The 26,551-nt window shown below is 74.7% G+C and carries 25 protein-coding genes, 1 rRNA gene and 1 pseudogene; 24 read left to right on the forward strand and 3 right to left on the reverse strand.

Annotation, left to right across the window (positions count from 1 at the left end; translation table 11 throughout):
• The first annotated feature begins 7 nt into the window (after positions 1 to 7).
• From BLW63_RS07625 to BLW63_RS07640, 4 genes are all read left to right on the forward strand, one after another.
• A complete protein-coding gene (locus BLW63_RS07625) occupies positions 8 to 1,378 on the forward strand; it encodes a M50 family metallopeptidase (RefSeq protein ID WP_091153083.1) in 1,371 nt (456 codons plus the stop codon).
• Between the two features lie 64 nt (positions 1,379 to 1,442).
• The gene (ispG, locus tag BLW63_RS07630) at positions 1,443 to 2,603 is read left to right on the forward strand and encodes a flavodoxin-dependent (E)-4-hydroxy-3-methylbut-2-enyl-diphosphate synthase (RefSeq protein ID WP_091153085.1); all 1,161 of its coding nucleotides are present in this window, start codon (positions 1,443 to 1,445) and stop codon (positions 2,601 to 2,603) included.
• 104 nt (positions 2,604 to 2,707) lie between these two features.
• A complete protein-coding gene (locus BLW63_RS07635; protein WP_244522422.1) occupies positions 2,708 to 3,598 on the forward strand; it encodes a GNAT family N-acetyltransferase in 891 nt (296 codons plus the stop codon).
• 200 nt (positions 3,599 to 3,798) lie between these two features.
• On the forward strand, positions 3,799 to 5,700 hold the full coding sequence (locus BLW63_RS07640) for a penicillin-binding transpeptidase domain-containing protein (protein WP_091153089.1): 1,902 nt from the start codon (positions 3,799 to 3,801) through the stop codon (positions 5,698 to 5,700).
• Positions 5,701 to 5,887: 187 nt separating this feature from the next.
• Here BLW63_RS07640 and BLW63_RS07645 read toward each other — a convergent pair whose 3' ends face one another.
• A complete protein-coding gene (locus BLW63_RS07645) occupies positions 5,888 to 6,346 on the reverse strand; it encodes a ferritin-like domain-containing protein (RefSeq protein WP_091153091.1) in 459 nt (152 codons plus the stop codon).
• A gap of 15 nt (positions 6,347 to 6,361) precedes the next feature.
• Positions 6,362 to 6,847, reverse strand: coding sequence for a hypothetical protein (locus tag BLW63_RS07650; RefSeq protein ID WP_091153092.1), 486 nt, complete (start codon positions 6,845 to 6,847; stop codon positions 6,362 to 6,364).
• Between the two features lie 220 nt (positions 6,848 to 7,067).
• Here BLW63_RS07650 and rimP point away from each other — a divergent pair, with 220 nt between their 5' ends.
• The 11 genes and pseudogenes from rimP (at position 7,068) to truB (ending at position 16,858) form a co-directional block, all read left to right on the forward strand.
• Positions 7,068 to 7,670, forward strand: a complete 603-nt coding sequence (rimP, locus tag BLW63_RS07655) for a ribosome maturation factor RimP (protein ID WP_244522423.1) — start codon at positions 7,068 to 7,070, stop codon at positions 7,668 to 7,670.
• On the forward strand, positions 7,667 to 8,800 hold the full coding sequence (gene nusA / locus BLW63_RS07660) for a transcription termination factor NusA (protein ID WP_091153094.1): 1,134 nt from the start codon (positions 7,667 to 7,669) through the stop codon (positions 8,798 to 8,800). Before rimP ends, nusA begins: the two co-directional genes overlap by 4 nt.
• Before the next feature lie 41 nt (positions 8,801 to 8,841).
• Entirely contained in the window at positions 8,842 to 9,243 is a 402-nt protein-coding gene (locus tag BLW63_RS07665; RefSeq protein ID WP_091153248.1) for a YlxR family protein, read from the forward strand.
• Positions 9,244 to 9,309: 66 nt separating this feature from the next.
• A pseudogene (locus BLW63_RS28500) lies at positions 9,310 to 9,450 on the forward strand (translation initiation factor IF-2 N-terminal domain-containing protein); the annotation flags it as partial.
• A 1,032-nt stretch (positions 9,451 to 10,482) separates the two neighbouring features.
• Positions 10,483 to 12,315, forward strand: a complete 1,833-nt coding sequence (gene infB, locus BLW63_RS27810; protein ID WP_244522432.1) for a translation initiation factor IF-2 — start codon at positions 10,483 to 10,485, stop codon at positions 12,313 to 12,315.
• 85 nt (positions 12,316 to 12,400) lie between these two features.
• Positions 12,401 to 12,694 carry a DUF503 domain-containing protein gene (locus tag BLW63_RS07675; protein WP_091153098.1) on the forward strand — a complete coding sequence of 98 codons (294 nt, stop codon included), beginning with the start codon at positions 12,401 to 12,403 and terminating at the stop codon, positions 12,692 to 12,694.
• Positions 12,695 to 12,800: 106 nt separating this feature from the next.
• Positions 12,801 to 13,313, forward strand: coding sequence for a 30S ribosome-binding factor RbfA (rbfA, locus tag BLW63_RS07680; protein WP_091153100.1), 513 nt, complete (start codon positions 12,801 to 12,803; stop codon positions 13,311 to 13,313).
• Positions 13,313 to 13,555, forward strand: a complete 243-nt coding sequence (locus BLW63_RS07685) for a hypothetical protein (protein WP_091153102.1) — start codon at positions 13,313 to 13,315, stop codon at positions 13,553 to 13,555. The genes rbfA and BLW63_RS07685 overlap by 1 nt, the downstream gene beginning before the upstream one ends.
• Positions 13,552 to 14,556, forward strand: coding sequence for a DHH family phosphoesterase (locus BLW63_RS07690; protein ID WP_091153103.1), 1,005 nt, complete (start codon positions 13,552 to 13,554; stop codon positions 14,554 to 14,556). The genes BLW63_RS07685 and BLW63_RS07690 overlap by 4 nt, the downstream gene beginning before the upstream one ends.
• A gap of 134 nt (positions 14,557 to 14,690) precedes the next feature.
• Complete coding sequence (locus BLW63_RS07695; protein WP_244522424.1) at positions 14,691 to 15,944, forward strand: MATE family efflux transporter; 1,254 nt, start codon at positions 14,691 to 14,693, stop codon at positions 15,942 to 15,944.
• Positions 15,941 to 16,858, forward strand: a complete 918-nt coding sequence (gene truB / locus BLW63_RS07700) for a tRNA pseudouridine(55) synthase TruB (RefSeq protein WP_091153105.1) — start codon at positions 15,941 to 15,943, stop codon at positions 16,856 to 16,858. Before BLW63_RS07695 ends, truB begins: the two co-directional genes overlap by 4 nt.
• Before the next feature lie 112 nt (positions 16,859 to 16,970).
• On the opposite strand, the gene BLW63_RS07705 is transcribed toward truB, so the two are convergent.
• Positions 16,971 to 17,651 (reverse strand): HAD family hydrolase, encoded by a 681-nt coding sequence (locus BLW63_RS07705; protein WP_091153106.1) that lies wholly within the window; start codon positions 17,649 to 17,651, stop codon positions 16,971 to 16,973.
• Between the two features lie 107 nt (positions 17,652 to 17,758).
• Here BLW63_RS07705 and BLW63_RS07710 point away from each other — a divergent pair, with 107 nt between their 5' ends.
• The 9 genes from BLW63_RS07710 to BLW63_RS07750 form a co-directional block, all read left to right on the forward strand.
• On the forward strand, positions 17,759 to 18,082 hold the full coding sequence (locus BLW63_RS07710) for an antibiotic biosynthesis monooxygenase family protein (RefSeq protein ID WP_091153252.1): 324 nt from the start codon (positions 17,759 to 17,761) through the stop codon (positions 18,080 to 18,082).
• A 108-nt stretch (positions 18,083 to 18,190) separates the two neighbouring features.
• Positions 18,191 to 19,330 carry a branched-chain amino acid aminotransferase gene (locus tag BLW63_RS07715; protein ID WP_170856689.1) on the forward strand — a complete coding sequence of 380 codons (1,140 nt, stop codon included), beginning with the start codon at positions 18,191 to 18,193 and terminating at the stop codon, positions 19,328 to 19,330.
• Positions 19,331 to 19,349: 19 nt separating this feature from the next.
• Positions 19,350 to 20,318 (forward strand): bifunctional riboflavin kinase/FAD synthetase, encoded by a 969-nt coding sequence (locus BLW63_RS07720; RefSeq protein WP_091153109.1) that lies wholly within the window; start codon positions 19,350 to 19,352, stop codon positions 20,316 to 20,318.
• Positions 20,319 to 20,612: 294 nt separating this feature from the next.
• Entirely contained in the window at positions 20,613 to 20,882 is a 270-nt protein-coding gene (rpsO, locus tag BLW63_RS07725; RefSeq protein WP_091153111.1) for a 30S ribosomal protein S15, read from the forward strand.
• A 236-nt stretch (positions 20,883 to 21,118) separates the two neighbouring features.
• On the forward strand, positions 21,119 to 23,404 hold the full coding sequence (locus BLW63_RS07730; RefSeq protein WP_091153113.1) for a polyribonucleotide nucleotidyltransferase: 2,286 nt from the start codon (positions 21,119 to 21,121) through the stop codon (positions 23,402 to 23,404).
• Positions 23,401 to 24,774 carry a M16 family metallopeptidase gene (locus BLW63_RS07735; protein ID WP_091153116.1) on the forward strand — a complete coding sequence of 458 codons (1,374 nt, stop codon included), beginning with the start codon at positions 23,401 to 23,403 and terminating at the stop codon, positions 24,772 to 24,774. Before BLW63_RS07730 ends, BLW63_RS07735 begins: the two co-directional genes overlap by 4 nt.
• Positions 24,774 to 25,142 carry a VanZ family protein gene (locus BLW63_RS07740; RefSeq protein ID WP_091153118.1) on the forward strand — a complete coding sequence of 123 codons (369 nt, stop codon included), beginning with the start codon at positions 24,774 to 24,776 and terminating at the stop codon, positions 25,140 to 25,142. Before BLW63_RS07735 ends, BLW63_RS07740 begins: the two co-directional genes overlap by 1 nt.
• 50 nt (positions 25,143 to 25,192) lie before the next feature.
• Positions 25,193 to 25,996 carry a 4-hydroxy-tetrahydrodipicolinate reductase gene (gene dapB / locus BLW63_RS07745; protein WP_091153120.1) on the forward strand — a complete coding sequence of 268 codons (804 nt, stop codon included), beginning with the start codon at positions 25,193 to 25,195 and terminating at the stop codon, positions 25,994 to 25,996.
• Between the two features lie 411 nt (positions 25,997 to 26,407).
• Positions 26,408 to 26,551 (forward strand): 16S ribosomal RNA (locus tag BLW63_RS07750); the annotation flags it as partial.

Below are 26,551 nucleotides of genomic sequence, written 5' to 3' on the forward strand. Positions count from 1 at the left end.
GAGCGGGTTGCTGCTGACCGTCCTCGGGATCGTCGCCTTCGCGGCCGGCCTGCTGCTCTCGATCGCCTTCCACGAGTACGGGCACTTCTTCTGGGCCCGGAAGTTCGGCATGCGGGTGCCGCAGTTCATGGTCGGCTTCGGCCCGACGGTCTTCTCCCGCACGCGCGGGGAGACCGAGTACGGCGTCAAGGCCGTCCCGCTCGGTGGCTACATCCGCATCATCGGGATGATCCCGCCGGCAGAGGAGAACGAGAGCACGCGGGCCACGCGGATGCGCTCGTTCATCGCCGAGGTCCGCGGCGCGGCGCTCGACGACGTCCGCCCCGGTGACGAGGGCCGGGTGTTCTACGCCAAGCCCTGGTGGCAGCGGGTCATCGTCATGTTCGCCGGCCCCTTCCACAACCTGGTGCTGGCGGTCCTGCTGTTCACGGTGCTGCTGACCGTCGTCGGCACCAGCGTGCTGACGACGACGGTGCGCGACGTCCCGGCCTGCGTGCTGCCCGCCACCGCCGTCACCCAGACCCCCGCCGGCACCGACCCGTGCACGGTGCCGGTCGACCCGGCCGGGCAGACCTGCGAGGCCGGGACGCCGGGCTGCGCGCTGCCCGAGCAGAGCCCCGCCGCGGCCGCCGGCCTGCGCCCCGGCGACACGATCGTCGCCATCGACGGGCAGCCCCTGGACCCCACCGCGTACGACAGCTGGACGACGGTGCAGGAGGCGATCCGCACCAGCCCGGGGCAGCCGCTGGACCTCACCATCGAGCGGGACGGCGCACGGCAGCAGGTCACCGTGACGCCGATCGCCAACACCGTCTACGCCGACCCGACCGACGCGACCGAGGGGACGACGACCGCCGGCTACCTCGGCGTCTCCCCGAGCGGTGCGCTGGCGCGGCAGGACCTCGCCGACGTCCCCGCCTACTTCGGCACCGTCGTCGCCAACGCCGTCGAGCGGCTGGTCGAGATCCCCGAGCGCATCCCGCAGCTGTTCCGCGCGGCGTTCCTGGGAGAGGAGCGCGACCCCAACGGCCCGATCGGCGTCGTCGGCGTCGGGCGCATCTCCGGTGAGGTGTTCTCGATCCCGGAGCTCACCACGCTGGAGAAGGTCAGCACGTTCCTGCAGCTGCTGGCGAGCATCAACCTGGTGCTGTTCCTGTTCAACCTGCTGCCGATCTACCCGCTCGACGGCGGGCACGTCGCCGGCGCGCTCTACGAGAAGGCGCGCGCGGTCGTCGCCCGGCTCCGCGGCCGGCCCGACCCCGGCCCGTTCGACATCGCCCGGCTGATGCCGGTCGCCTACGTCGTCGCGGGCCTGTTCGTCGTCCTCTCCGGCCTGCTGCTGATCGCCGACATCGTCAACCCGATCACCCTGCAGTAGGCCCGCCAGGCGTCACACCCCGCACCTCCGCACCGACCTGCGGGAAGCGGGGATACTGGCGGACATGGCGATCCCCGTCGGTCTCGGCATGCCCGCTGCGCCCCCGCCCGTCCTCGCGCCCCGGCGCAAGACCCGCCAGCTTATGGTCGGCGACATCGGCGTGGGCAGCGACCACCCGGTCAGCGTGCAGTCGATGACGACGACCAAGACCGCCGACATCAACGCCACGCTGCAGCAGATCGCCGAGCTCACCGCCTCCGGCTGCCAGATCGTGCGGGTCGCCGTCCCGGACACCGACGACGCCGAGGCGCTGCCGATCATCGCGAAGAAGTCGCAGATCCCGGTCATCGCCGACATCCACTTCCAGCCGCGCTACGTGTTCGCCGCGATCGACGCCGGCTGCGCTGCCGTTCGGGTCAACCCCGGCAACATCAAGAAGTTCGACGACAAGGTCGGCGAGATCGCCCGGGCGGCCAAGGGCGCCGGTATCCCGATCCGGATCGGCGTCAACGCCGGGTCGCTCGACAAGCGACTGCTGGCCAAGTACGGCAAGGCCACCCCCGAGGCGCTGGTCGAGTCGGCGCTGTGGGAGTGCTCGCTGTTCGAGGAGCACGACTTCCGCGACATCAAGATCTCGGTCAAGCACAACGACCCGGTGGTCATGGTGCGCGCCTACGAGCAGCTGGCCGCGCAGTGCGACTACCCGCTGCACCTCGGCGTCACCGAGGCCGGCCCCGCCTTCCAGGGCACCATCAAGTCCGCCGTCGCCTTCGGGGCGCTGCTGAGCCAGGGCATCGGCGACACCATCCGCGTCTCCCTCTCCGCCCCGCCGGCCGAGGAGGTCAAGGTCGGCAACCAGATCCTGGAGTCGCTCAACCTGCGCCAGCGCGGCCTGGAGATCGTCAGCTGCCCCTCCTGCGGGCGCGCCCAGGTCGACGTCTACACGCTGGCCGACGAGGTCACCGCGGGGCTCGACGGGCTGGAGGTGCCGCTGCGGGTGGCCGTCATGGGCTGCGTCGTCAACGGCCCCGGTGAGGCCCGCGAGGCCGACCTGGGTGTGGCGTCGGGCAACGGCAAGGGCCAGATCTTCGTCAAGGGCGAGGTCGTCAAGACCGTCCCCGAGTCCAAGATCGTCGAGACGCTCATCGAGGAGGCCATGCGGCTGGCCGGCCAGGCCGTCGACGAGGGGACGCCGTCCGGTCCGCCCGTCGTCACCGTCGGCTGACCGGTCCGGTGCTGCGCTCGACGGTGTCTACCACCCACCCCACCGCCCCGGTGTCTACCACCCACCCCACCGCCCCGGTGCCTCCCACCCACCCCACCGCCCCGGTGCCTCCCACCCACCCCACCGCCCCGGTGCCGCCCACCCACCCCACCGCCCCGACGGCGCGGGTCCTCGACGAGACCGACGAGCCCGCCGTCCGCGCCCTGCTCACCAGCGACCCGGTGGCGGCGTGCGTCATCGCCGGGCGGGTGGAGGCCGCGGGCACCTCCGCCGCGGCCCTCGGCGCCCCGCTGTGGGGCCTAGGCAGCGGACCCTCGCTGGACGCGGTCTGCCTGGCCGGCGCGAACCTGATCCCGTTCGCCCTGCCCGGAGCGGAGCGGCCCGCGGCCGAGGCGTTCGCCGACCGGGCCCGCCGCGCCGGGCGGCGCTGCTCGACCATCGTCGGCCCGGCCGCGTCGGTGGACCCGCTGTGGGCGCTCCTGGAGCCCTCCTGGGGCCCGGCCCGCGACCACCGGCCCCGCCAGCCGCTGCTGGCGATCGAGGGCCCGCCGGCCGTCGCCCCGGAGCCGCGGGTGCGCCCGGTGCGGCTCGCCGATCTCGACGTCCTGCTGCCGGCCGCGGTGGCGATGTTCACCGAGGAGGTCGGGGTCAGCCCGCTCCGGGTGGACGGCGGCGCCGGCTACCGCGCCCGGGTCGCCGACCTGGTCCGCGCCGGCCAGTCGCTGGCCTGGATCGAGGGCGGCGAAGTGCTGTTCAAGGCCGAGATCGGCGCGGTCTCCCGCAGCGTCTGCCAGGTGCAGGGCGTGTGGGTCGCCCCCGCCCACCGCGGCCGGGGCATCGGCACCGTCGGCACCGCAGCCGTCGTCGAGTACGCCCGCACGGCGATCGCGCCCGTGGTCAGCCTCTACGTCAACGACTTCAACGGCGCGGCCCGCGCCGCCTACGCCCGGGTCGGGTTCCGCGAGGTCGGGCGCTTCGCCAGCGTGCTCTTCTGAAGGAGGACCACCCTTCCCCCCACGCCTCGTGAAAGGACCTCCCTGCCCCCACCACTTGCACGCTCGCGGCGGGACCCTGCAGGGAGGCCAGCGGGACCCTGAAGGGTGGCCGTTCCAGCACGTCACCGGGCTCGCGGCGGGCCCCTGCAGAGGGCCTGCCTCCCGGGGATCGGCGCTCAGGTCTGGAACGCTGTCTCCCCGTGCGTACACGTCGGGGGACGGTCCTGGGGTCCACGTTCACGCTGCTCGCCGTGCCGGTGCTGGCGGCCTGCTCCGGCAACGCAGAGGACGACGTCCGGGCCGCGGCCGAGGCCTTCCTCGGCGACTGGGCCGCCGGGGACACCGCGGCCGCCGCCGGCGCCACCACCGACCCGGAGGTCGCGACCGCCCTGCTCGAGCAGACCGCGACCGACCTGCCCGGGGCGGCGCTGACCCCCGAGGTCGGGCAGGTGACCGTCGAGGACGGCACCGCCACCGTCGACTGGACCGCCACCTGGGACCTCGCCGCCGCGCCCGAGTGGAGCTACCCGGCCACCCTGCGGCTGCAGGAGGCCGAGGAGGGCTGGGACGTCGTCCCGGAGCCCGCCCTCGTGCACCGCGAGCTGGGCGAGGGGCAGCGCCTGCTGCTGGAGCGCGAGCTGCCCGAGCGCGCGGCGATCACCGACGCCGCGGGGCAGCCGCTGTTCGCCCGCACCGAGGTCGTCAACGTCGGCGTCGACCCCGCCCAGGTCACCGACCTGCCGGCGCTGGCGGCGTCGCTCTCGTCGGCCACCGGGATCGCCGCCGAGGAGATCGTCGCCGACGTCCAGGCCGCGCCGGCAGGCCAGTTCGTGCCGGTGATCACGCTGCGCCGTCCGGACTTCGAGGCCGTCCGCGCACAGGTCTTCGACCTGCCCGGCGCCGTCTTCCCCACCGACACCCGGCTGCTGGCGCCGAGCCCCCGGTTCGCCTCCGCCCTGCTGGGCCGGGTCGGGCCGGCGACCGCCGAGGTGCTCGAGGAGACCACCGCCGACGACGGCGTCCCCGCGTACGCCACCGGCGACCAGCTCGGCCTCTCCGGGCTGCAGCGCGCCCTGCAGGAGCAGCTGACCGGCACCCCCGGCTTCACCGTGAGCGTGGTCAGCACCGACGAGTCCACCGGCGTCGCCGGCCGGGAGGTCGACGCGGTGGCGCCGGTGCCCGGCGAGCCGGTGCAGACGCCGCTGGTGCGCGCGGTGCAGACCGCCGCGGACGCCGCCGTCGCGACCCAGCAGCTGCCGACCCACCTCGTGGTCGTCCGGCCCGGCACGGGGGAGATCCTGGCGGTGTCCTCCAACGAGGCCGCCGCGGCCGGCAACGCCCTCACCGGCCAGTACCCGCCGGGTTCGAGCATGAAGACGATCAGCGCCACCGCGCTGCTGGCCACCGGCACGCTGACGCCGCAGACGCCGGTCGCCTGCCCGGGCACGTTCGTCGTCGACGGCCGCGAGTTCGAGAACGCCGACCAGTTCGACCTGGGTACGGTCCCGTTCACGGAGGCCTTCGCCCGGTCGTGCAACACGACCTTCATGGAGCAGGGGCTGCAGCTGCCCGACGACGCGCTGGCCGGCGCCGCCGCCTCCTACGGGGTGGGTACCGACTGGCAGCTGCCGGTCGACGTGTTCAGCGGCGAGGTGCCGGTCGACAGCACCGGGACGACGAAGGCGGCCAACGCCATCGGCCAGGGCCAGGTGCTCATGAGCCCCGCCCAGCTTGCCCTGGTGGCCGCCGGCGTCGCCGGCGGGACGCCCGCGGTGCCGGTCGAGGTCGTCGGGGCGGAGTCGGCCGGGCAGGTGCCCGCCGGGCCGGACCCTGCCGTGCTGGAGGCGCTGCGGCCGATGATGCGCGAGGTGGTGCTCTCCGGGACGGCGAACGGGCTGGCCGACCGCGGCGAGGTCTACGGCAAGACCGGCACCGCCGAGTTCGGCGGCAACACCCCGCCCGACGCCCACGGCTGGTTCATGGGCTATCAGCTCGGCGGGCCGCAGGGCGACCTGGCCTTCGCCGTCCTCGTGGAGACGGGCCAGTCCAGCAGCGTGGCCGTCGACGTGACCGACGTCTTCCTCGGCGGCCTGGGCGGCTGAGGGGCCGGCGGGTCAGGGCACCGGTGTGTCCGGACGCGGGACCTGGATCTCTGGACCCGGCTGGTCGTGAGCCACCTCCGGCGTTGCCTCCCGACGATCACCGAGCTGCGGTGGCGACACGCCGGGTCCACACCGCGTGTCGCCACCCGGACCCACGATCATCGAGGACCAGGGGCGGGCGGTCCTCCTACTGCGGCAGGCCGGGGAAGGCGCTGGTGACCGGCGTCCGTCCGGCGGCGGCGCGCCACCCCACGGCGCGGATCTCGGCGGCACCGAGCTCCGCCACGGCCAACTCCCGCACCGCGGGCTCCGCGGCCTGGTCGAGCAGCCGCACCCAGGCCGCCGACACGCCCTCCTCGAGGACGACGGCGAGCGCCGCGGCGTCCACGGCGGACAGCACCGGGAAGGGCAGCGTGTAGCCCGCCTCGCGGGGGACCGGGTCGGCGCCGCGCGACTCCAGCAGCGCCACCAGCCGGTCGCGGACACCGCGGTGCGCGACGTCCCCGGCGACCGCCGGCTCGTGGGCGTCCGCGGGCAGCGCCGCACCCAGCGCGCCGTACCCCCACACGGCGGCGTGCTCGGCGGCGACCACCTCGCGCAGCGCCGCGGTCTCGGTGCCCACGTCCAGGACGCCGTCGTCAGCCACGTGCCCACCCTCCGCTCACGCCAGTGCCGCCTCGTGCCCGCGCAGCCCCGCGGCGATCGACCCGAGCAGCGCCGCCCGCGCACCCGTCTGCCGGGCACAGGCCGCGGCGTGCGACACGGCCGCGCCGGCCACCTGCTCGCGCAGCCAGGTGCGCACGTCCCCGCCGGGGGGCGCGGCCGGCGCCGCGGACGAGGACGCGGCCGGCGACGACGTCGAGGACGGGGCCGCGGCGCGCAGCCGGTCGAGCTGGTCGGTGGCCTGCGCCGCCAGGTCGCTCAGGGCCAGCGCGGGGTCGGCGGTCGTCGCCGCGGCGTACGCCGCGACCACCGCCTCCTGCACGGTCACCTGCTCGGCCAGCCGGTCGGCCTCCTCGGTGCTCACCGCCGGGGCGTCCGGAGAGCCCGAGGTGCAGCCGGCGGCGAGCAGCGCGAGGCCGGCCGAGGCGGCGAGGAAGGCGCGACGGGAGCAGCCCACCGGGGCGGGAGGAGGCAGGGGGACCATCACCGCCATCCTCTCAGCCCCGCCCGCACCCGGCCGGGAGCACACGGTGGGCGGGTCCCTCCCCGGCCGCCCGGTCTCGGGCCCGCCTGCGGAGCGGTAGCCTGACCCTCCGCCCGGTACCGGGCCGACGGCGTGTCCACCGACCCCTCCACGGGCCGCGACACGGGGCGCCGGACCACCGTGCGCCTGCCGCCGACCGAGCCAGGAGAGGGAGGGAGCCGTGTCCGCCGCCCCCCGCACCGACCCCGCCGCGACCCGCCTGGCCGGGCTGGTCGCCCCGGTGGTCGAGGCCGCCGGCTACGACCTCGAGGAGCTTGTCGTCACCCCGGCCGGCCGGCGCAGCATCGTCCGGGTCGTGGTCGACCGGGACGCCGGCGTGACGCTGGACGACGTCGCCGAGGTCAGCCGGGCGGTCTCCACGGCCCTCGACGAGCACGACGGCGAGTTCGGCAGCGCCCCCTACGTGCTGGAGGTCACCAGCCCCGGGGTCGACCGGCCGCTGACCGAGCCGCGGCACTGGCGGCGCAACACCGGGCGGCTGGTCACCGTGGCCGTGGGCCCCCCGGGCTCGGCCGGGCAGGTGACCGGGCGGGTGCTGGAGGTCGACGGCGACGGGGTGACCCTCGCGGTGGAGGCCACGGGCAAGCCCGGGGCGAAGAAGCGGCCGCCCACCCCACGGCAGGTGCCGTGGCGAGAGCTGGGCACCGGGCGGGTGCAGGTGGAGTTCGGCCGGGGACGGGCCGGCGGGGACGAGGCGGGCGGGGAGCCCGAGGACCTCGCGGCGCAGGCGGGTCCCGCGGACGACGACGGAGGAGCACAGTGAACATCGACGTGACCGCCCTCAAGGCGGTCGAGCGGGAGAAGGGCATCCCGGCCGACACGGTCATCGAGGCCATCGAGACGGCCCTGGTCACCGCGTACCGGCACGCCGACGGCGCGAGCAAGCACGTGCGGGTGCACGTGGACCGCAGGACCGGCGAGGTCGCCGTGCTGGCCCAGGAGCTCGGGCCAGACGGCGAGGTCGTCCGCGAGTGGGACGACACCCCGCAGGACTTCGGCCGCATCGCGGCCAGCACCGCCAAGCAGGTCATCGTCCAGCGGCTGCGCGACGCCGAGCACGAGCAGACCTTCGGCGAGTACGCGGGCAAGGAGGGCGACATCGTCAGCGGCATCGTGCAGGCCGACCAGCGGCGCAACGCCAGCGGCACGGTGCTCGTCGACATCGGCAAGGTCGAGGCGGTGCTGCCCGCGGCCGAGCAGGTGCCGGGGGAGAGCTATCCGCACGGCAGCCGGCTGAAGGCCTACGTGGTGTCGGTGGCCCGCACCTTCCGCGGCCCGCAGGTCACCGTCTCGCGCACCCACCCGAACCTGGTGCGCAAGCTCTTCGCCCTCGAGGTCCCCGAGATCGCCGACGGCAGCGTGGAGATCGTCGCGGTCGCCCGCGAGGCCGGTCACCGCTCGAAGATCGCCGTCCGCACCTCGGTGCCCGGGCTCAACGCCAAGGGCGCCTGCATCGGCCCGATGGGGCAGCGGGTGCGCAACGTCATGAGCGAGCTGCACGGCGAGAAGATCGACATCGTCGACTGGGCCGAGGACCCGGCGACCTTCGTCGCCTCGGCGCTGAGCCCGGCCCGGGTCACCACCGCCCAGCTCGTCGACCGGCAGGCCAAGGCGGTGCGGGTCGTCGTCCCGGACTTCCAGCTGTCGCTGGCGATCGGCAAGGAGGGGCAGAACGCCCGCCTGGCCGCGCGGCTGACCGGCTGCCGGATCGACATCCGCAGCGACGCCCAGCCCGACGACGCCACCCCTTCGCCGGGGGTCGGGCGCGCGCCGCTGCGCTCGGGTGCGCCGGCCGCGCGGGGCGGTCGCCCCGGGGGCCCGGGTGCGGGTGCCCGCCCCGGCCGGGTGCCCGGTGGCCGGAGTCCGGAACACCCGGGGCCCTCAGCGCGCTAGAGTGCAGGGTGGCCGAAACGTCGATCCCGGTGCGCACCTGTGTGGGCTGCCGGGAACGCGCTCCGGTCACCGACCTGCTGCGCGTCGTCGCGCGGGACGGGGTGCTCGTCCCCGACCCGCGACGGAGGCTCCCCGGCCGGGGTGCCTCACTGCACCCCACCCCGGAGTGCCTGCACGCAGCGGAGCGACGCCGGGCCTTCCCCCGGGCGCTGCGCCTCCCCGGAGGCGGCGGCACCCCGGTGGCGGCCGGTCCGCTCCGGGACCACGTCCTCGGCGCGCCGTCTGCGGCGCCCCCGGGGAGCCGGACCCGGGCGGGCGACAGCACACCAGCGAGCACCGCACGAACGACAACCGCACCAACACAGACGGACCCGCACCCGGCGGGTCCGCACGTCGAGAGCAGGACGTCGTCGGATGAGCAAGCCGTGAAGTCCCCCAGATGACCAGCCAGATGCAGTACTGACGACGAGGTCGCGCGGGCCAGCCGCCGGCCTCACAAGAGGAGATCCGTGCCAGGCAAAGCCCGCGTACACGAACTCGCCAAGGAGTTCGGTGTCGACAGCAAGACCGTGCTCGCCAAGCTCAAGGAGCAGGGCGAGTTCGTGAAGTCCGCCTCCTCCACCGTCGAGGCCCCCGTGGCCCGGCGGCTCCGGGAGGCCTTCGTCGCGTCAGGGTCCAACGGTGGCGGCAACGGCGGCGGCCAGTCGGCCGCCTCCCGGCCCGCCCCGCGTCCCGGCCCGCGCCCCGCGCAGGCACCGGCCGCCGCAGCTCCGGCCGCGCCGTCCGACCCTGTCGCGCCGGCGCCGCCGGCCGCTCCGGCGCCCGAGCCGCAGTCGCCGCTGACCCGCGCCCCCGGCGCGCCGACCCCGGGCCCGCGCCCGGGTGCGACCCGTCCGGGCGCGCCCGTGCCCGGCCCCCGGCCGACCGCTCCGGAGCCCCAGGCCCCCGCGGCGAGCGCCCCGACCCAGCAGCCGCCCGCGGCGCCGAGCGGCCCGCGTCCAGCGGGTGCCTCGCGCCCCGGCCCGGCCGGTGGCCCCACCTCGGGCCCGCGCCCGGCCGCCCCCGGCGCCGGTCCGCGACCGGGCCCGCGTCCGGCTCCGCGCCCGGGCAACAACCCCTTCAGCAGCGCTCCCCGTCCGGCTCCGGCCGGCGGTGCGCCGCGTCCCGGCCCCGCCGGTGGCCCGCGTCCGGGCCCCGGTGCCGGTGGCCCGCGTCCCGGCCCGGCTGGTCCCGGCGGCCCCCGCCCCGGCTCCGGTGCCGGCGGTCCCCGCCCGGCGGCCGGTGGTCCGCGTCCGGGTCCCGGTGCCGGCGGTCCGCGTCCGGCGGCCGGCCCCGGCGGTCCCCGCCCGAACCCGGGCATGATGCCGCAGCGTCCCTCGCCCGGCATGATGCCGCCGCGGCCGGCCGGTGGCGGCCGTCCCGGCGCTCCTGCCGGTCGCGGCCGTCCCGGGGGCGGCCCCGGTGGCGGTGGTGGCGGTTTCCGTCCCGGTGGCGGTGGTCCCGGTGGCGGTGGCGGTGGCGCTCCCGCCGGCGGCGGTTTCCGTAGCGGTGGCGGCGGTGGCCGCGGCCGGGGCCGTGGTGGCTCCGGTGCCGGTACCGCGGGTGCCTTCGGTCGTCCCGGCGGGCGTGGCCCGGTCCGCGGGCGCAAGAGCAAGAAGCAGCGGCGCCAGGAGTTCGACTCCATGGCGGCGCCCAGCATGGGCGGCGTCAGCCTGCCGCGGGGCAACGGGCAGACCGTCCGGCTGCCGCGCGGCGCCTCGCTGACCGACCTCGCCGAGAAGATCGGCGCCCAGCCGGCCGCGCTGGTCACCGCCCTGTTCCACCTGGGCGAGATGGTCACCGCGACGCAGTCGGTGAACGACGAGACGCTGCAGCTGCTCGGTGCCGAGATCGACTGGGACATCCAGGTGGTCAGCCCCGAGGACGAGGACCGCGAACTGCTCGAGACCTTCGACCTCACCTTCGGCGACGAGGGTGACGAGGAGGACTGGGAGGCCCGTCCGCCGGTGGTGACCGTCATGGGTCACGTCGACCACGGCAAGACCAAGCTGCTGGACGCCCTCCGCAACACCAACGTGGTGGCGCGGGAGGCCGGCGGCATCACCCAGCACATCGGCGCCTACCAGATCGTCACCGAGCTCGAGGACAACGAGCGGCCGATCACCTTCATCGACACCCCGGGTCACGAGTCGTTCACCGCGATGCGTGCGCGAGGCGCGAAGGTGACCGACATCGTCGTCCTGGTCGTGGCGGCCGACGACGGCGTCATGCCGCAGACGGTGGAGGCGCTCAACCACGCCCAGGCCGCCGAGGTGCCGATCGTGGTCGCGGTCAACAAGATCGACAAGGAGGGGGCCAACCCCGCCAAGATCCGTCAGCAGCTCACCGAGTACGGGCTGGTGGCCGAGGAGTACGGCGGCGACACGATGTTCGTCGACGTCTCCGCGACCCAGCGCCTGGGCCTCGACGAGCTCCTCACGGCGATCCTGCTGACCGCGGACGCCTCGCTGGACCTGCGTGCCAACACGCAGCAGGACCCCCAGGGCGTCGTCATCGAGGGCAAGCTGGACAAGGGTCGCGGCCCCGTCGCGACCGTTCTCGTCCAGCGCGGCACGCTGCGCCAGGGCGACTCGATCGTGGCCGGCGACGCCTACGGCCGCGTCCGCTCGCTGCTCGACGAGCACGGCAACAAGCTCAAGGAGGCCCTCCCGGCCCGCCCCGTGCAGGTCGTCGGGCTCACGTCGGTGCCTCGCGCCGGTGACACCTTCCTCGTCGTCGAGGAGGACCGCGTCGCCCGGCAGATCGCCGACCGCCGCCAGGCCCGCATCCGCAACGCGCAGAACGCCTCGATGCGCAAGCGGATCAGCCTGGAGGACCTCGACGCGGCGCTCAAGGAGAACCGTCAGCTCAACCTGATCATCAAGGGCGACAACTCGGGCACCGTGGAGGCGCTCGAGGAGGCCCTGATGAAGATCGAGGTGAGCGACGACATCTCGCTGCGGGTCATCCACCGCGGCGTCGGTGGCATCACCAAGAGCGACATCGACCTGGCGCTGGCCGACGACGTCATCGTCCTGGGCTTCAACGTCCGGGCCGAGGGTCAGGCCACCGAGCTGGCCAACCGCGAGGGCGTGGACGTCCGGTACTACTCGGTCATCTACCAGGCGATCGAGGAGATCGAGGCGGCCCTCAAGGGCATGCTCAAGCCCGAGTACGAGGAGGTCGCGCTCGGCTCGGCCGAGGTCCGCGAGGTCTTCCGGGTGCCGCGGATCGGCAACGTCGCGGGCTCGATCGTGCGCAGCGGGACGATCACCCGGAACTCGAAGGCCCGGCTGGTCCGTGACGGTGTCGTCGTCGCCGACAACCTCACCGTCGAGTCGCTGCGTCGCTTCAAGGACGACGTGACCGAGGTCCGCGAGGGCTACGAGTGCGGTATCGGTCTCGGGTCGTTCAACGACATCAAGGTCGAGGACGTCATCGAGACCTTCGAGATGCGCGAGAAGCCCCGCGCGTAAGAAAGGACCCCCTTGCCCCCCGCCACTCGCACGCTCGTGACGGGACCCTGCAAGGGGGCCGTTCCAGCCGGTCGGCGGTGAGCAGTTGTTCACCGGAGCTCTCACCGCCGACCTGCTGCTGGGCGACGTGCACTCGCTCAAGGGCAAGCGCGCCGTGGTCCGGCCGATCGTGGCCGAGCTGCGGCGCCGCTTCGCCGTGGCCGCCGCCGAGGTCGGTGACCAGGACCTGCACCGCCGCGTGCAGGTCGGGGTGGCCACGGTGGCCGGGGACGCCGGTCAGGTGACCGACGTCCTCGACGCCTGCGAGCGGTTGCTGGCCGAGCGGCCGGAGGTGACGCTGCTCTCGACGCACCGGCAGCTGTTCAGCGACACCGACTGACGAAGAATCCCCTCGCCCCACCCCTCGCAGGCTCGGGGTGGGCCCTGCGAGGAGGCCGCCCCCGTCCACCGGCGTCCCCGACGCCCCGAGACCCCGGAGGTCCGCAGTGGCCGACCCGGCCCGCGCCCGCAAGCTCGCGGTGCGCATCCGCCAGATCGTCTCCGCCGCGATCGAGACGCAGATCAAGGACCCGCGGCTGGGCATGGTGACCGTCACCGACGCCCGGGTGACCAGCGACCTGCGCGAGGCGACGGTCTTCTACACCGTCTACGGCGACGCCACCCAGGTCGAGGACTCCGCCAAGGCGCTCGCGTCGGCCACCGGTGTGCTGCGCTCGACCGTCGGCAGGCAGACGGGCATCAAGTTCGTGCCCACGCTCGCCTTCGTCGCCGACCACGTCCCGGACACCGCCCGCGAGCTCGATGAGGCGCTCGAGCGGGTCCGGCACGCCGACGCCGAGCTCGCCCGCATCCGCGCGGGCGCCACGTACGCGGGGGACGCCGACCCCTACCGCCGTCCCGCCGAGGACGACGACGAGGACGACCCCGCCGAGGACCGTGCCGACGGCGGGGCTGCCGATGACAGCAGCGACGTGCCCACCCGGAGCAGGAGCCTCTGATGAGCGAGAACGACCCCGACCCGAACCTGCCCGACGAGGGGCAGGGCCGCTCGGAGCTGGGCGGCCGCCCCGAGCCCGACGCGGGCGACCCCACCCTCGGCGGCAAGCGGGGCGAGATTGGCGAGGCGCCGAGCATCGCGTCCGACGAGCCGAGCGACGGCGAGGGGTACCCGGTCGGCGGCGGGCTGGTGACCGAGGAGGAGAACGCGTCCCCGGTCGCCGACCCCGGCCCGGACTCGTGACCATCTCCCTCCCCCGCGGCACGGACCTGACCGGCCGGGCCGCCGCCGTGCTCGCGGAGGCGGCCGCGGCCCGCGCCACCGTCGTGCTCTCCGGGCACGTGCAGCCCGACGCCGACGCCCTCGGCAGCACGCTGGCCCTCGCCGAGGGCCTGCGGCGCCGCGGCGCCCGGGTGCTGACCACGTTCCCCGACCCGTTCACCCTGCCGGCGTCGCTGGCCTGGCTGCCGGGCGCCGAGGGGATGGTGCCCTCCTCGGCGGTGCCGGCGTCGCCCGAGGTGTTCGTCAGCCTGGACGCCGCCTCGCCGGGCCGGCTCGGTGAGCTGGCCCGGCTCGTGGACGGCGCGGCCACCTCCGTGGTCGTCGACCACCACGCGAGCAACCCGGGCTTCGGCGACGTGCGCGTGGTCGACCCGGCCGCGCCGGCGACCGTCGTCCTCGTCGCCGACCTGCTCGACGGGCTCGGCATCGCCCTCGACGAGCGGCTGGCCACCTGCCTCTACGCCGGGCTGGCCGCCGACACCGGCTCCTTCCGGTTCGGCAACACCCGCCCGGACACCCACGACCTCGCCGCCCGGCTGCTCGCGACCGGCATCGACCACGCCGCCATCAGCCAGCGGCTGTTCGACACCGCGCCGTTCGGCTGGCTCGGGCTGCTGTCGGTCGTCGCCGGCCGCGCCGTGCTAGAGGCCGACGTCGGCGCGGGCCTGGTGTGGACCTGGTCGAGCACCGCCGAGGCCGCCGAGCACGGGCTGCCCGGCGAGCAGCTCGAGGCGCTGGTGGACGTCGTCCGGTCCACCCAGGAGGCCGACGTCGCCTGCGTGCTCAAGGGGCAGGACGACGGCTCGTGGTCGGTGTCGCTGCGCTCCCGCGGTGCCACCGACGTCGCCCGCGTCGCCATGGCACTGGGCGGCGGCGGCCACCGTGCCGCGGCGGGCTTCCCCTCGCACGACGACCGCGAGGCCACCGTGCGGGCCGTCCGGTCCCTTCTGACCGGGGGGTGACCGGGCGCTCGTCGTCCTGGCGAGATCGCCGATCTCGCACGGATCCGGCCCCACAACCGGGCCAGATCGCCGATCTCGCCGCTGGTGGGCGGCGGACTCCCGGCGTCCTTGCCCTGGCCGCGCCGGCGCTGGTCGTGCTGGCCGCCGAGCCGCTGTACCTGCTCGTCGACACCGCGGTCGTCGGGAACCTGGGCACCGTCGCGCTGGGCGGGCTCGCCGTCGGCGGCGGGCTGCTGGCGTGGGCTGCCGCGCTGCTGAACTTCCTGGCCTACGGCACCACCGCCCGCGCCGCCCGCCGGGCCGGTGCCGGTGACCGGGCGGGTGCGGTGGCCGAGGGCGTGCAGGCCACCTGGCTGGCCCTGGCCCTCGGCCTGGCCGTGCTCGTGCTCCTCCAACTGCTCGCCGGCCCGCTCACCCGGCTGCTCGCCGGAGGGGAGGGCCCGGTCGCCGCGGCGGGGGAGAGCTGGCTGCGCGTGGCCTCCCTCGGCGCGCCGCTGCTGCTGGTCTCCCTGGCCGGCAACGGCTGGCTGCGCGGGGTGCAGGAGCTGCGCCGTCCCATGGGGTACGTCCTGGCCGGGAGCCTCGCCAGCCTGGTGCTCTGCCCCCTGCTGGTGCACCCGGCCGGGCTGGGGCTGGTCGGCTCGGCGGTCGCCAACGTCGCCGGGCAGGCGCTCACCGCCGCGCTGTTCGTCCGGTCGCTGCTGCGCGAGGGCGTCGCCTGGCGGCCCCACCTCGCGGCGCTGCGGGCGCAGCTGGTCATCGGCCGCGACCTGCTGCTGCGGGCCGCCGTCCTGCAGGTGTCCTTCCTCGTGGCCACCGGCGTGGCCGCCCGTGCCGGCACCGCCGAGCTCGGCGCGCACCAGATCGCCATCCAGCTGTTCTTCTTCCTCGCCCTGGTGCTCGACGCCTACGCCATCGCTGCGCAGACCCTGGTCGGCCAGGCCCTCGGCGCGGCCCGTCCGGACGCCGCCCGCGCCACCGCCCGCCGGGTCACCGCCTGGGGCCTGGCCACCGGCGTGGTGGTCGCGGGCGTGCTGCTGGCACTGCGGCCGGTTCTGCTGCCGCTGTTCACCGACGACCCGGCGGTCGTGGCGCAGGCGACCGTGGCCTGGTGGTTCCTCGCCGGGATGCAGCCACTGGCCGGTGTGGTCTTCGCCCTCGACGGCGTGCTGATGGGCGCCGGCGACGTCGGCTACCTGCGCACGGTGACCATCGGGGCGGCCCTGCTCGGCTTCGTCCCGCTGTCGCTGCTCGCCGTCCCGCTCGGGTGGGGGCTGGCCGGCGTGTGGACCGGCCTGACCCTGTTCGTCGCGCTCCGGCTGGCCGGCGTCCTCGTCCGGGTGGCGGGGAACCGCTGGCTGACCGCACCTGCCACCGTGACGGCGTGAGCAGACGCCGCCCCGACGCCGACGTCCCCCCGGGCCTGCTGTTGGTCGACAAGCCCGGCGGCATGACCTCCCACGACGTCGTGGCCCGCGCCCGGCGGGTGCTCTCGGTCCGCAGGGTCGGGCACGCCGGCACCCTCGACCCGATGGCCACCGGCCTGCTGGTCCTCGGTGTCGGGGCGGCGACCCGGCTGCTCGGGTACGTCGGCGGGCACGACAAGACCTACGAGGCGACCATCCGGCTCGGGCAGTCCACCGTGACCGACGACCGCGAGGGCGAGGTCGTCGCCACTACGTCCGCCGCCCACCTGGACGACGACGCGGTGGCCGCGGCCCTGGCCGCGCAGACCGGCCCGCTGCTGCAGGTGCCCTCGTCGGTGAGCGCGGTCAAGGTCGCCGGCCGCCGCTCCTACGACCGGGTGCGCGCCGGCGAGGAGGTGGTGCTCGAGCCGCGCGCGGTCACCGTCCACCGGCTCGACGTCCACCGAGTCACCCGGCCCACCCCCGACCTGGTGGACGTCGAGGTGACCGTCGCCTGCACCGCCGGCACCTACGTCCGGGCGATCGCCCGCGACGCCGGCGCCGGGCTGGGCGTCGGCGGCCACCTGACCGCACTGCGCCGCACCGCCTCCGGCCCCTTCGCGGTGGCCGAGGCCGCGCCGGTCGAGGAGGCCGGACAGGCGCTGGCCGCCGGCGGGGGAGTGGGGGTGCTGGGCCTCACCGAGGCCGCGCGAGCGGTCTTCCCGGTGCGCACGCTGAGCGCCGACGAGGCCCGCGCCCTCGGGTACGGGCAGCGGATCCCGGCCAGCGGCGCCCCGGGCCTGTACGCCGCGGTGGACGACGCGGACCGGCTGGTCGCGCTGGTCGAGGACGCCGGCGCCACCGCCCATGTCGCCGTCGGGTTCCCCACCGGGTGAGGTACTGGAACGGCTCCCGTGCAGGCGGAAGGACCCCCTGCCCCCCACCGCTCGCAGGCTCGCGGCGGGGCCCTGCAGGGGGCCGAGCGGTGGGGGGCACGGGGGTCCTTCCTCAGCCGCGAGCGGCCTTGCCGACGAGCGAGTCGTCGAGGTGGGCGAGCAGGTCGGCCGGGTCGTCGTAGACCTCGTCGGCACCGGCCTCCACCAGCTCGGCCCGCGAGATGCCGCCGCAGGTCAGGGCGACGCAGGGCAGCCCGGCGTCCCGCGCCGCCCGCACGTCCCAGATCGTGTCGCCGACGGCGACCGTGCGCTCCGGGTCCAGGCCGTGGTGGGCCACAGCGGTCTGGAGCAGGTCGGGTGCCGGCTTGGCCGACTCCACGTCGGCCGACGTCGTGGCCCCGTCGACGACGTCCTCGCCGCCGATGGCCGGCGTCATCCACTCCAGGTCGGACTGCTGTCCGCTGGTCGCCAGCACCGCGGCGAGGCCCCGCTCCCGGCACGCGGCCAGCAGCTCGTCCACCTGCGGGAAGGCGGTCACCAGCTCGCGCAGCGGCTCGTAGCGCCGTTCCTTGGCCTCCATCACCTCGTCGACGTCGTCCGCGTCGTTCCCCAGCAGGTGGGTGACCAGCTCGGCGCTGGCGATGCCGATCGCGCGGTGGCAGTCGGCCATCGAGACCTCGGGGTGACCGGTGTCGCGGAAGGCGCGCCACCAGGCGAGGACCTGGAGGTAGTTGGTGTCCAGCAGCGTGCCGTCGACGTCGAGGAGGACGCCGGGCCGAGGAGCCGAGGTCATCGCGCCATCCTCGCCCGGGACCGGCCGGGCCGCAGGATCGCGGGGTCGACCGGCCGCCCCGCAGGATCGCGGGATTGACCGGCCGCCCCGCCGGGCAGGGGGCGTCCATGAGCGTCGTCAAGATCAACGCGATCACCGTGCCCAAGGACAAGCAGGAGCGCTTCGAGGAGCGCTTCAAGGGCCGCGCCGGTGCCGTCGAGAGCACCCCGGGCTTCGAGTGGTTCGAGCTGCTGCGCCCGCTGGAGGGCACCGACCAGTACCTCGTCTACACCCGGTGGGAGAGCGAGGAGGCCTACCGCGCGTGGGAGTCCGGGCAGGACTTCGCCCGCGCCCACGAGGGCGGCGGCTCGGACCTGGCGCCGGCGGCCAGCGACTCCTCGCACCTGTGGTCCTACGAGGTGATCGAGAGCGCGGCGCCCGATCGGCCGTGACCGTCCGCGGCGGTCGCCGCCGGAGTGGTCGGCGGCGGAGCTAGGGTGAGCGGGCGGTCCGGCAGCAGCCGGCCCGCCCTCGGATCCGCGCACGTCCAGGTGGGAGCCATGACCGACACGCTCGCCGACAGCCGTACCTCTTCCCGGGTGTTCACGGAGGGCGTGCCGGTGGTCGTGGAGGACGTGCGGCGTCGGCCCGCCGCCGAGCGCGACGCCCTGCTCGCCGACCCGGGCTTCGGTCGCTACTTCAGCGACTCGATGTTCGTCGCGCGCTACCGCGCCGGCGAGGGCTGGTACGACGCCCGGCTGACCTCGTACGGACCGCTGCAGGTCGACCCGGCCACCGCGGCGCTGCACTACGCCCAGTCGATCTTCGAGGGGCTCAAGGCCTACGCCCAGCCCGACGGCAGCGTCGCCACCTTCCGCCCGGAGGCCAACGCCGCCCGCTTCGTCCGCGGCGCCAAGCGGCTGGCCATGCCGCCGGTGCCCGAGGAGGCGTTCCTCGCCGCCGTCGACGCGCTCGTCGAGGCCGACCGGGACTGGGTGCCCACCGGCCCCGACCAGACGCTCTACCTGCGGCCCTACCAGCTGGCGACCGAGCCGTTCCTCGGCGTCCGCCCGGCGCACGAGTACCTGTTCCTGGTGATCGCCAGCCCGGCCGGCGCCTACTTCCCCCGCGGCGTCCACCCGGTCTCGGTGTACCTGTCGGAGGACTACATCCGCGCCGCGCCCGGTGGCACCGGCGACGTCAAGTGCGCCGGCAACTACGCCGCCAGCCTGCTCGCGCAGGAGCAGGCGATCGACGCCGGCTGCGACCAGGTGGTCTGGCTCGACGCGGTGGAGAAGCGCTACGTCGAGGAGATGGGCGGGATGAACCTGTTCTTCGTCCTCGGCTCCGGGGACGACGCCGAGCTGGTCACCCCCGAGCTCACCGGCACCCTGCTGCCCGGCATCACCCGCGACTCGCTGATCACCGTCGCCCGCGAGATGGGCCACCGGGTCACCGAGCGGCGGTTCAGCGTGGAGGAGTGGCGCTCCGGCGTCGCCGACGGCACGGTCACCGAGACCTTCGCCTGCGGCACCGCCGCGGTCATCACCCCGGTCGGCGAGGTGAAGGCGCGCACCGGCGACTTCACGGTCGGCAACGGCGAGCCGGGGCCGCTGACCATGCGGTTGCGCGGGGACCTGCTCGACATCCAGCACGGCCGGGTGCCCGACACCCACGGCTGGCTGCACCGGGTCGCCTGAGCGGGCCGGACGCATCGACGTGCGCCGGTGGCGGGGGCTGGAGGCGACCCCCGGGGACCTGGGACGCACGGTGGTGACCGTCGGCATGTACGACGGCGTCCACCGCGGTCACCAGCAGCTGATCGGCGCGGCCGTCGCGCGGGCCCGCGCCCTGGACCGGCCCTGCCTGCTGCTCACCTTCGACCCGCACCCCTCCGAGGTGGTGCGGCCGGGGTCGCACCCGGCGATCCTGACCTCGCTGGACCGCAAGGCCGAGCTGGTCGCCGAGCTCGGCGTGGACGAGATGTGCGTCCTGCCGTTCACGCCGGAGTTCATGCGGCTCTCGCCCGAGACGTTCACCCACACCGTGCTGGTGGAGCACCTGCACACCGCCTCCGTGGTGGTGGGGGAGAACTTCACCTACGGGCACCGTGCGGCGGGCACGGTCACCACGCTCGCCCAGGAGGGACGGCGGTTCGGCTTCACCGTGGAGCCGGTCCCGCTGGCCGGCGACTCCTCGGCCGACGGCGAGATCACCATCTCCTCGACCTACGTCCGGGCCTGCGTCGCGGCGGGGGACATGGTCTCGGCCGCGCGGGCGCTGGGGCGCCCGCACCGCATCGAGGGCGTCGTGGTCCGCGGCGACCGGCGCGGCCGCGAGCTGGGCTACCCGACGGCCAACGTGGAGTCCCCGCCGTTCACCGCCATCCCCGCCGACGGCGTCTACGCCGGCGGCCTGGTCATCCTCGACCCGCGCACCGGGGCCAGCGTGAGCTCGTCACCGGCGGCCATCTCGGTCGGCACCAACCCCACGTTCCAGGGCAGCCGGCGCACGGTCGAGGCGTACCTGCTCGACTTCGACGGCGACCTCTACGGCGAGCACGTCGGCGTGGAGTTCGTGCAGCGGCTGCGCCCGATGGCCGCGTTCTCCGGCGTCGAGGAACTGGTCGCCCAGATGGACCGCGACGTCGCCCGGACCCGGGAGGTCATGGGCGTGGACCGGCGGTGACATCGCCGACCTACCGGCCGGCACCGCGGTCAGGTGCCGTCCCCGGCGGCCGTTGAGCCGCTGCCCGTGTCCCGGCCCGGGGACCCTCCGGGCCCCCGCGACCGGTCCACCCCGGCCAGGTGCCGTCTCCGGTCGGTGTGGACGCTGCCGGTCCGGGCCTGGCTCCGGACGCCACGGTCTGTCGTCCCGCCCTCACTGGTAACCTGAACGATGGTCGGCAGAGCCGACCTGTGTGCGACCTGCCCCCGTGACAGAGACCGGGGGCCACACGCGACCTGCCTCCGGAGGCGATCCATGGCGCTCGACAGCGCGACGAAGCAGCAGATCATGACCGAGTACGCCACGGTCGAGAAGGACACCGGCTCGCCCGAGGTGCAGGTCGCGATGCTGACCCGCCGGATCAGCGACCTGACCGAGCACCTCAAGCAGCACAAGCACGACCACCACAGCCGGCGGGGGCTGCTCCTGCTGGTCGGTCGTCGTCGCCGGCTGCTGAACTACCTGGCCAAGACCGACATCGGCCGGTACCGGTCGCTCATCGAGCGGCTCGGCCTGCGCCGGTGAGCCAGAGGGGACCGTCCCGGCCGGGACGGTCCCCTCTCTCGTGCGGCACCCGCCGCACGGGCCCAGGCAGCGCGCCGGATCCCGACGCTGGTCGGTCCTCGGTAGTGGCCCCCGGGCACGCCCCTCCGGACGAGGGGCGTCTCCCGCGGGCTTCGATCGAAGACCGGTCACCCGGGCGCAGTCAGGCGCGAGGCCACAAGAGGACGTCGCCGCATGCGACGTAGGAAGAGGACACCGTGTCCGCACCCACCACCCAGAACACCATCGCCGCGGAGTTCGACCCCGAGGACGGGGTCACCACCGCCACCGCGGTCATCGACAACGGCAGCTTCGGCAGCCGCAGCATCACCTTCGAGACCGGCCGGCTGGCCAAGCAGGCCGCCGGCTCCGTCGTCGTCAGCACGGGCGACACGATGCTGCTGTCGGCCACCACGGCCGGCCGCCAGCCGAAGGAGCACTTCGACTTCTTCCCGCTGACGGTGGACGTCGAGGAGCGCATGTACGCCGCCGGGCGCATCCCCGGCTCGTTCTTCCGCCGCGAGGGCCGCCCCTCGGAGGACGCGATCCTCACCTGCCGGCTCATCGACCGCCCGCTGCGCCCGACCTTCGCCAAGGGCCTGCGCAACGAGGTCCAGGTCGTCATCACCGTCCTGTCGCTGGACCCCGGCCACCTCTACGACGTGCTGGCCATCAACGGCGCCTCGGCGTCGACCCAGCTCTCGGGCCTGCCGTTCTCCGGCCCGGTCGGCGGCACCCGCGTCGCGCTGATCAACGGCCAGTGGGTCGGCTTCCCGACCCACGCCGAGCTCGAGGACGCCGTCTTCGACATGGTCGTGGCCGGCCGCGTCCTCCCGGACGGCGACGTCGCGATCATGATGGTCGAGGCCGAGGCGACCGAGAAGACGATCCAGCTCGTCGCCGGCGGCGCCACGGCCCCGACCGAGGAGGTCGTCGCCCAGGGCCTCGAGGCCGCCAAGCCCTTCATCCGGGAGCTGTGCAACGCACAGTCGGCGCTGGCCGAGAAGGCCGCCAAGCCGGTCGCGGACTTCCCGCGATTCCTGGACTACCAGGACGACGTTTACGCCGCCGTCGAGGCGCAGGCCGGCGCGCGGCTGGCCGAGGTCCAGGTGATCGCCGGCAAGACCGAGCGCAACGACGCCACCGACGAGCTCAAGGACGAGACCGTCGCCGCGCTCGCGGGCCGGTTCGAGGGCCGCGAGAAGGAGGTCTCCGCGGCCTTCCGCGCGCTGACCAAGAAGGTCGTCCGGCAGCGCATCCTGCGCGACAAGGTCCGCATCGACGGCCGTGGCCTCACCGACATCCGCCCGCTCTCGGCCGAGGTCGAGGTCATCCCGCGGGTGCACGGCTCGGCGCTGTTCGAGCGCGGCGAGACCCAGATCCTCGGCGTCACCACGCTGAACATGCTCCGCATGGAGCAGCAGCTGGACACCCTCTCGCCGGTGAACCGCAAGCGCTACATGCACAACTACAACTTCCCGCCGTACTCCACGGGTGAGACCGGTCGCGTCGGCTCGCCCAAGCGCCGGGAGATCGGCCACGGCGCGCTGGCCGAGCGTGCGCTGCTGCCGGTGCTGCCCGACCGCGAGGAGTTCCCCTACGCGATCCGGCAGGTGTCCGAGGCGTTGGGCTCCAACGGCTCGACGTCCATGGGCTCGGTCTGCGCCTCGACCCTGGCGCTGCTCAACGCCGGTGTGCCGCTGCGCGCCCCGGTCGCCGGCATCGCCATGGGCCTGGTCTCCGACGAGGTCGACGGCACGACCGAGTACGTCGCGCTGACCGACATCCTCGGTGCCGAGGACGCCTTCGGTGACATGGACTTCAAGGTCGCCGGCACGCGGGACTTCGTCACCGCGCTGCAGCTGGACACCAAGCTCGACGGCATCCCGTCCGACGTGCTCGCCCAGGCGCTGACCCAGGCCCGCGCCGCCCGCCTGCACATCCTCGACGTGATGAACGAGGCCATCGACGGCCCCGACGAGATGAGCCCGTACGCCCCGCGGGTGACCACGGTGCGCATCCCGGTCGACAAGATCGGCGCGGTCATCGGCCCCAAGGGCCAGATGATCAACGCGATCCAGGACGAGACCGGCGCGGACATCACCATCGAGGACGACGGCACGATCTACGTCGGCGCCTCCGACGGCCCCTCGGCCCAGGCGGCGGTGGACCGGATCAACGCCATCGCCAACCCGCAGATGCCCAAGGTCGGCGAGCGCTTCCTCGGCACGGTCGTCAAGACCACGCCGTTCGGCGCCTTCGTCTCCCTGCTCCCGGGCAAGGACGGCCTGGTGCACATCAGCAAGCTGGGTGGCGGCAAGCGGATCGGCAAGGTCGAGGACGTCGTCAACGTCGGTGACAAGCTGCAGGTCGAGATCACCGACATCGACGCCCGCGGCAAGATCAGCCTCGTCCCGGTGGCGGCCGAGGGGGACGGCGCCGCTGACGCCGCCCCGGCCGGCGACGCCGCCCCGGCGGCCGACGTCGCGCCCGCGGAGGCGTGACCACGAGCACGCAGCAGGCTCTGACCGGGGCCGGGACGGGTGCCGCACCCGTCCCGGCCCCGGCCGGTGTCGGGGAGACCGTCGTCCTGGACGTCGACGAGGTCGGCGGCCGGGTCGAGCGCACCGAGCTGCCCGGCGGCCTGCGGGTGCTGACCGAGACGATGCCCGGCGTGCTGTCGGCGACCGTCGGCATCTGGGTCGGCGTCGGCTCGCGGGACGAGACCGACCCGGTCGCCGGCGCCTCGCACTTCCTCGAGCACCTGCTCTTCAAGGGCACCGGCAGCCGCAGTGCGCTGGAGATCGCGACGGCCATGGACGCCGTCGGCGGTGAGATGAACGCCTTCACCGCCAAGGAGCACACCTGCTACTACGCGAACGTGCTCGCCAGCGACCTCCCGCTGGCCGTCACCCTGCTCGGCGACCTCGTCACCGACGCGCTCAACACGGCCGCGGACCTGGAGAGCGAGCGGACGGTGGTGCTCGAGGAGATCGCCATGCGCGACGACGAGCCCTCCGACCTGGTGCACGACCTGTTCGCCGAGACGCTGTTCGGCGGCACCGCGCTGGGCCGGTCGGTGCTGGGCACCGTGGAGTCGATCGAGGCCCTGACGCGGGACGACGTCGACGGCTGGTACCGCCGGCGCTACACCGTCCCCTCCGTCGTGGTGACCGCCGCCGGCCGGGTGGAGCACCAGCAGGTGCTGGACCTGGTCGCCGCCGCCTTCGACTCCCGGCTGTCCGGCCCGGGGCGCCCGGCACCGCTGCGCACCGGCGAGCAGGCGGCGACCAGCCCCGCCCGGCCGACCGGCCTGGTCCGGCGGCGCACGGAGCAGACCCACCTGCTCCTCGGCTCGGTCGGCCTCGGCCGGCTCGACGAGCGGCGCTACGCGGCGGCGGTCCTGGAGGTCGCGGTCGGCGGGGGCATGAGCTCGCGGCTGTTCCAGGAGATCCGGGAGAAGCGCGGACTGGTGTACAGCGTCGGCTCGTCGCTGTCGCACTACGCGGGCACCGGGTCGTTCTCCGTCTACGCGGGCTGCTCGCCCAAGCGGGTGCCCGAGGTGCTGCGGCTCGTCCGTGAGGAGCTCGCGCGCGTGGCGGCCGACGGGCTGACCGCCGAGGAGGTCGCGCGCGGGCGCGGTCAGCTCAAGGGCGGCATGGTCCTGGGCCTGGAGGACACCGGCTCGCGGATGAGCCGGCTGGGCAAGAGCGAGCTCTCCTACGGCGAGTACCTGCCGGTGCGCGAGGTGCTCGACCGGTTGGACGGCGTCGACGAGGAGCAGGTCCGCGCCGTCGCCGCCGAGCTCCTCACCCGCGAGACCTGCCTGGCCGTGGTGGGTCCCTACCGCGAATCGGACCTCGACCGGCTCTGATGCCCCGCCCGCACCCCGCCCTCGCCGTCCACGGCGCGCTCTCGCGCGGCGTCTTCGCCGTCGCTGTCCTGGTGTCGCTGGCCGTCCTGTTCGCCCCCGCGGACGACGTCCCCTCGGCGCCGCCGGGTGTGGACACACTGGTGCACCTGCTGCTGTTCGCCGCCCTGGCGGGCAGCGGCAGGTGGGCCGGCGCGCGGGCCGGCGTCCTCGGCGTGCTCCTGGTGGTCTACGCCGCGGTCAGCGAGGTGGTCCAGGGGGTGTCGGCCCTGGAGCGGTCGGCGTCGGTGGCCGACTGGGTCGCCGACGTCGTCGGCGTCCTCGCCGGTCTGCTGGCCTGGGCCTGGGCCGCACGGCGCCCCCGCACCTGACCTCCTGAGGCTGCCTTGCGTCGTGCGCCGGCGACGGGAAGCCTGACCCGGTGACTCCGAGCTCCGCCGCCGACCAGCACGCCGCGCCCGCCCCCGCCGGGGAGGACCCGCTCATCCCCGTGGGCGTGCTGGGCGCCCGCGGGCGGATGGGCACCGAGGTCGTCAAGGCGGTCAACGCCGCCGAGGACCTCGAGCTCGTCGCGATGGTCGACGCAGGGGACTGGCTCTTCGACGTGGCCAACGCCGGCGCCCGGGTGGTCGTGGACTTCACCCGGCCGGACGTCGTGATGGACAACATCCGGTTCTGCATCGACCACGACATCCACTGCGTCGTCGGGACGACCGGCTTCGACGAGGCCAAGCTCGCGACCGTCGCCGAGTGGCTGCAGCCCAAGCCCGACGTCGGTGTCGTCATTGCGCCGAACTTCGGCATCGGTGCCGTGCTGCTCATGCGGTTCGCCCAGGAGGCGGCGCGCTTCTTCCCCTCGACGGAGGTCGTCGAGCTGCACCACCCCAACAAGGTGGACGCCCCGTCGGGTACGGCCGTGCGCACCGCCCGCCTGATCGCGGCCGCCCGGCGCGCGGCGGGCGTGCCGGCCGCGCCGGACGCCACCTCCGACTCGCTCCCGGGCGCCCGGGGAGCCGACGTCGAGGGCATCCCGGTGCACGCCGTCCGGCTGACCGGTCTGGTCGCCCACCAGGAGGTGCTCATGGGCGCCGGGGGGGAGACGCTCACGCTCCGGCACGACTCCTTCGACCGGGCGTCCTTCATGCCCGGTGTGCTCCTCGCCGTCCGTGAGATCGGCCGGCACCCCGGCCTGACCGTGGGCATCGAGGGCTTCCTCGGACTCTGAGGGAGGCCCCGTCCCCTCGGCCTCCGCAGGCTCAGGGCGGCCTCCGGACCGCGCCACCGACCTCCCCTTCGGCGTCAGCTCAGGGCGCGGGCCGGGACGGCGCGCCTGTGACGGGCGACGCCCTCGGTCGACTTGCGCACCCGCGCCCAGGGTCGTGTATGGTTCTCTACGCGCCGGACGGGCCCGGGAGGGCCGCGGAGAGCACCTCCGGGTGCGAGACTCCGAAGACGGCGTACAGTGGGACAAGCCGCCAGAGACGAAGCCCGAGAGGGTCGAGTCGCTGCGCGTCCGCTCTTTGAGAACTCAACAGCGTGCCGAAAGTCAGTGCCAAGTATAGAACCCCTTTGTGGGTTTCTTTGGGTTGATGGATTTCGAGAGCGCCTGTTCTCGGTTCTCGCCCGGATCGATTCATCTACGGAGAGTTTGATCCTGGCTCAGGACGAACGCTGGCGGCGTGCTTAACACATGCAAGTCGAACGCTGAACCCGCTTCGGTGGGGAATGAGTGGCGAACGGGTGAGTAACACGTGGGCAACCTGCCCCCGGCTCTGGGATA

It is taken from the genome of Geodermatophilus africanus (assembly GCF_900107105.1).
Lineage (GTDB): Bacteria > Actinomycetota > Actinomycetes > Mycobacteriales > Geodermatophilaceae > Geodermatophilus > Geodermatophilus africanus.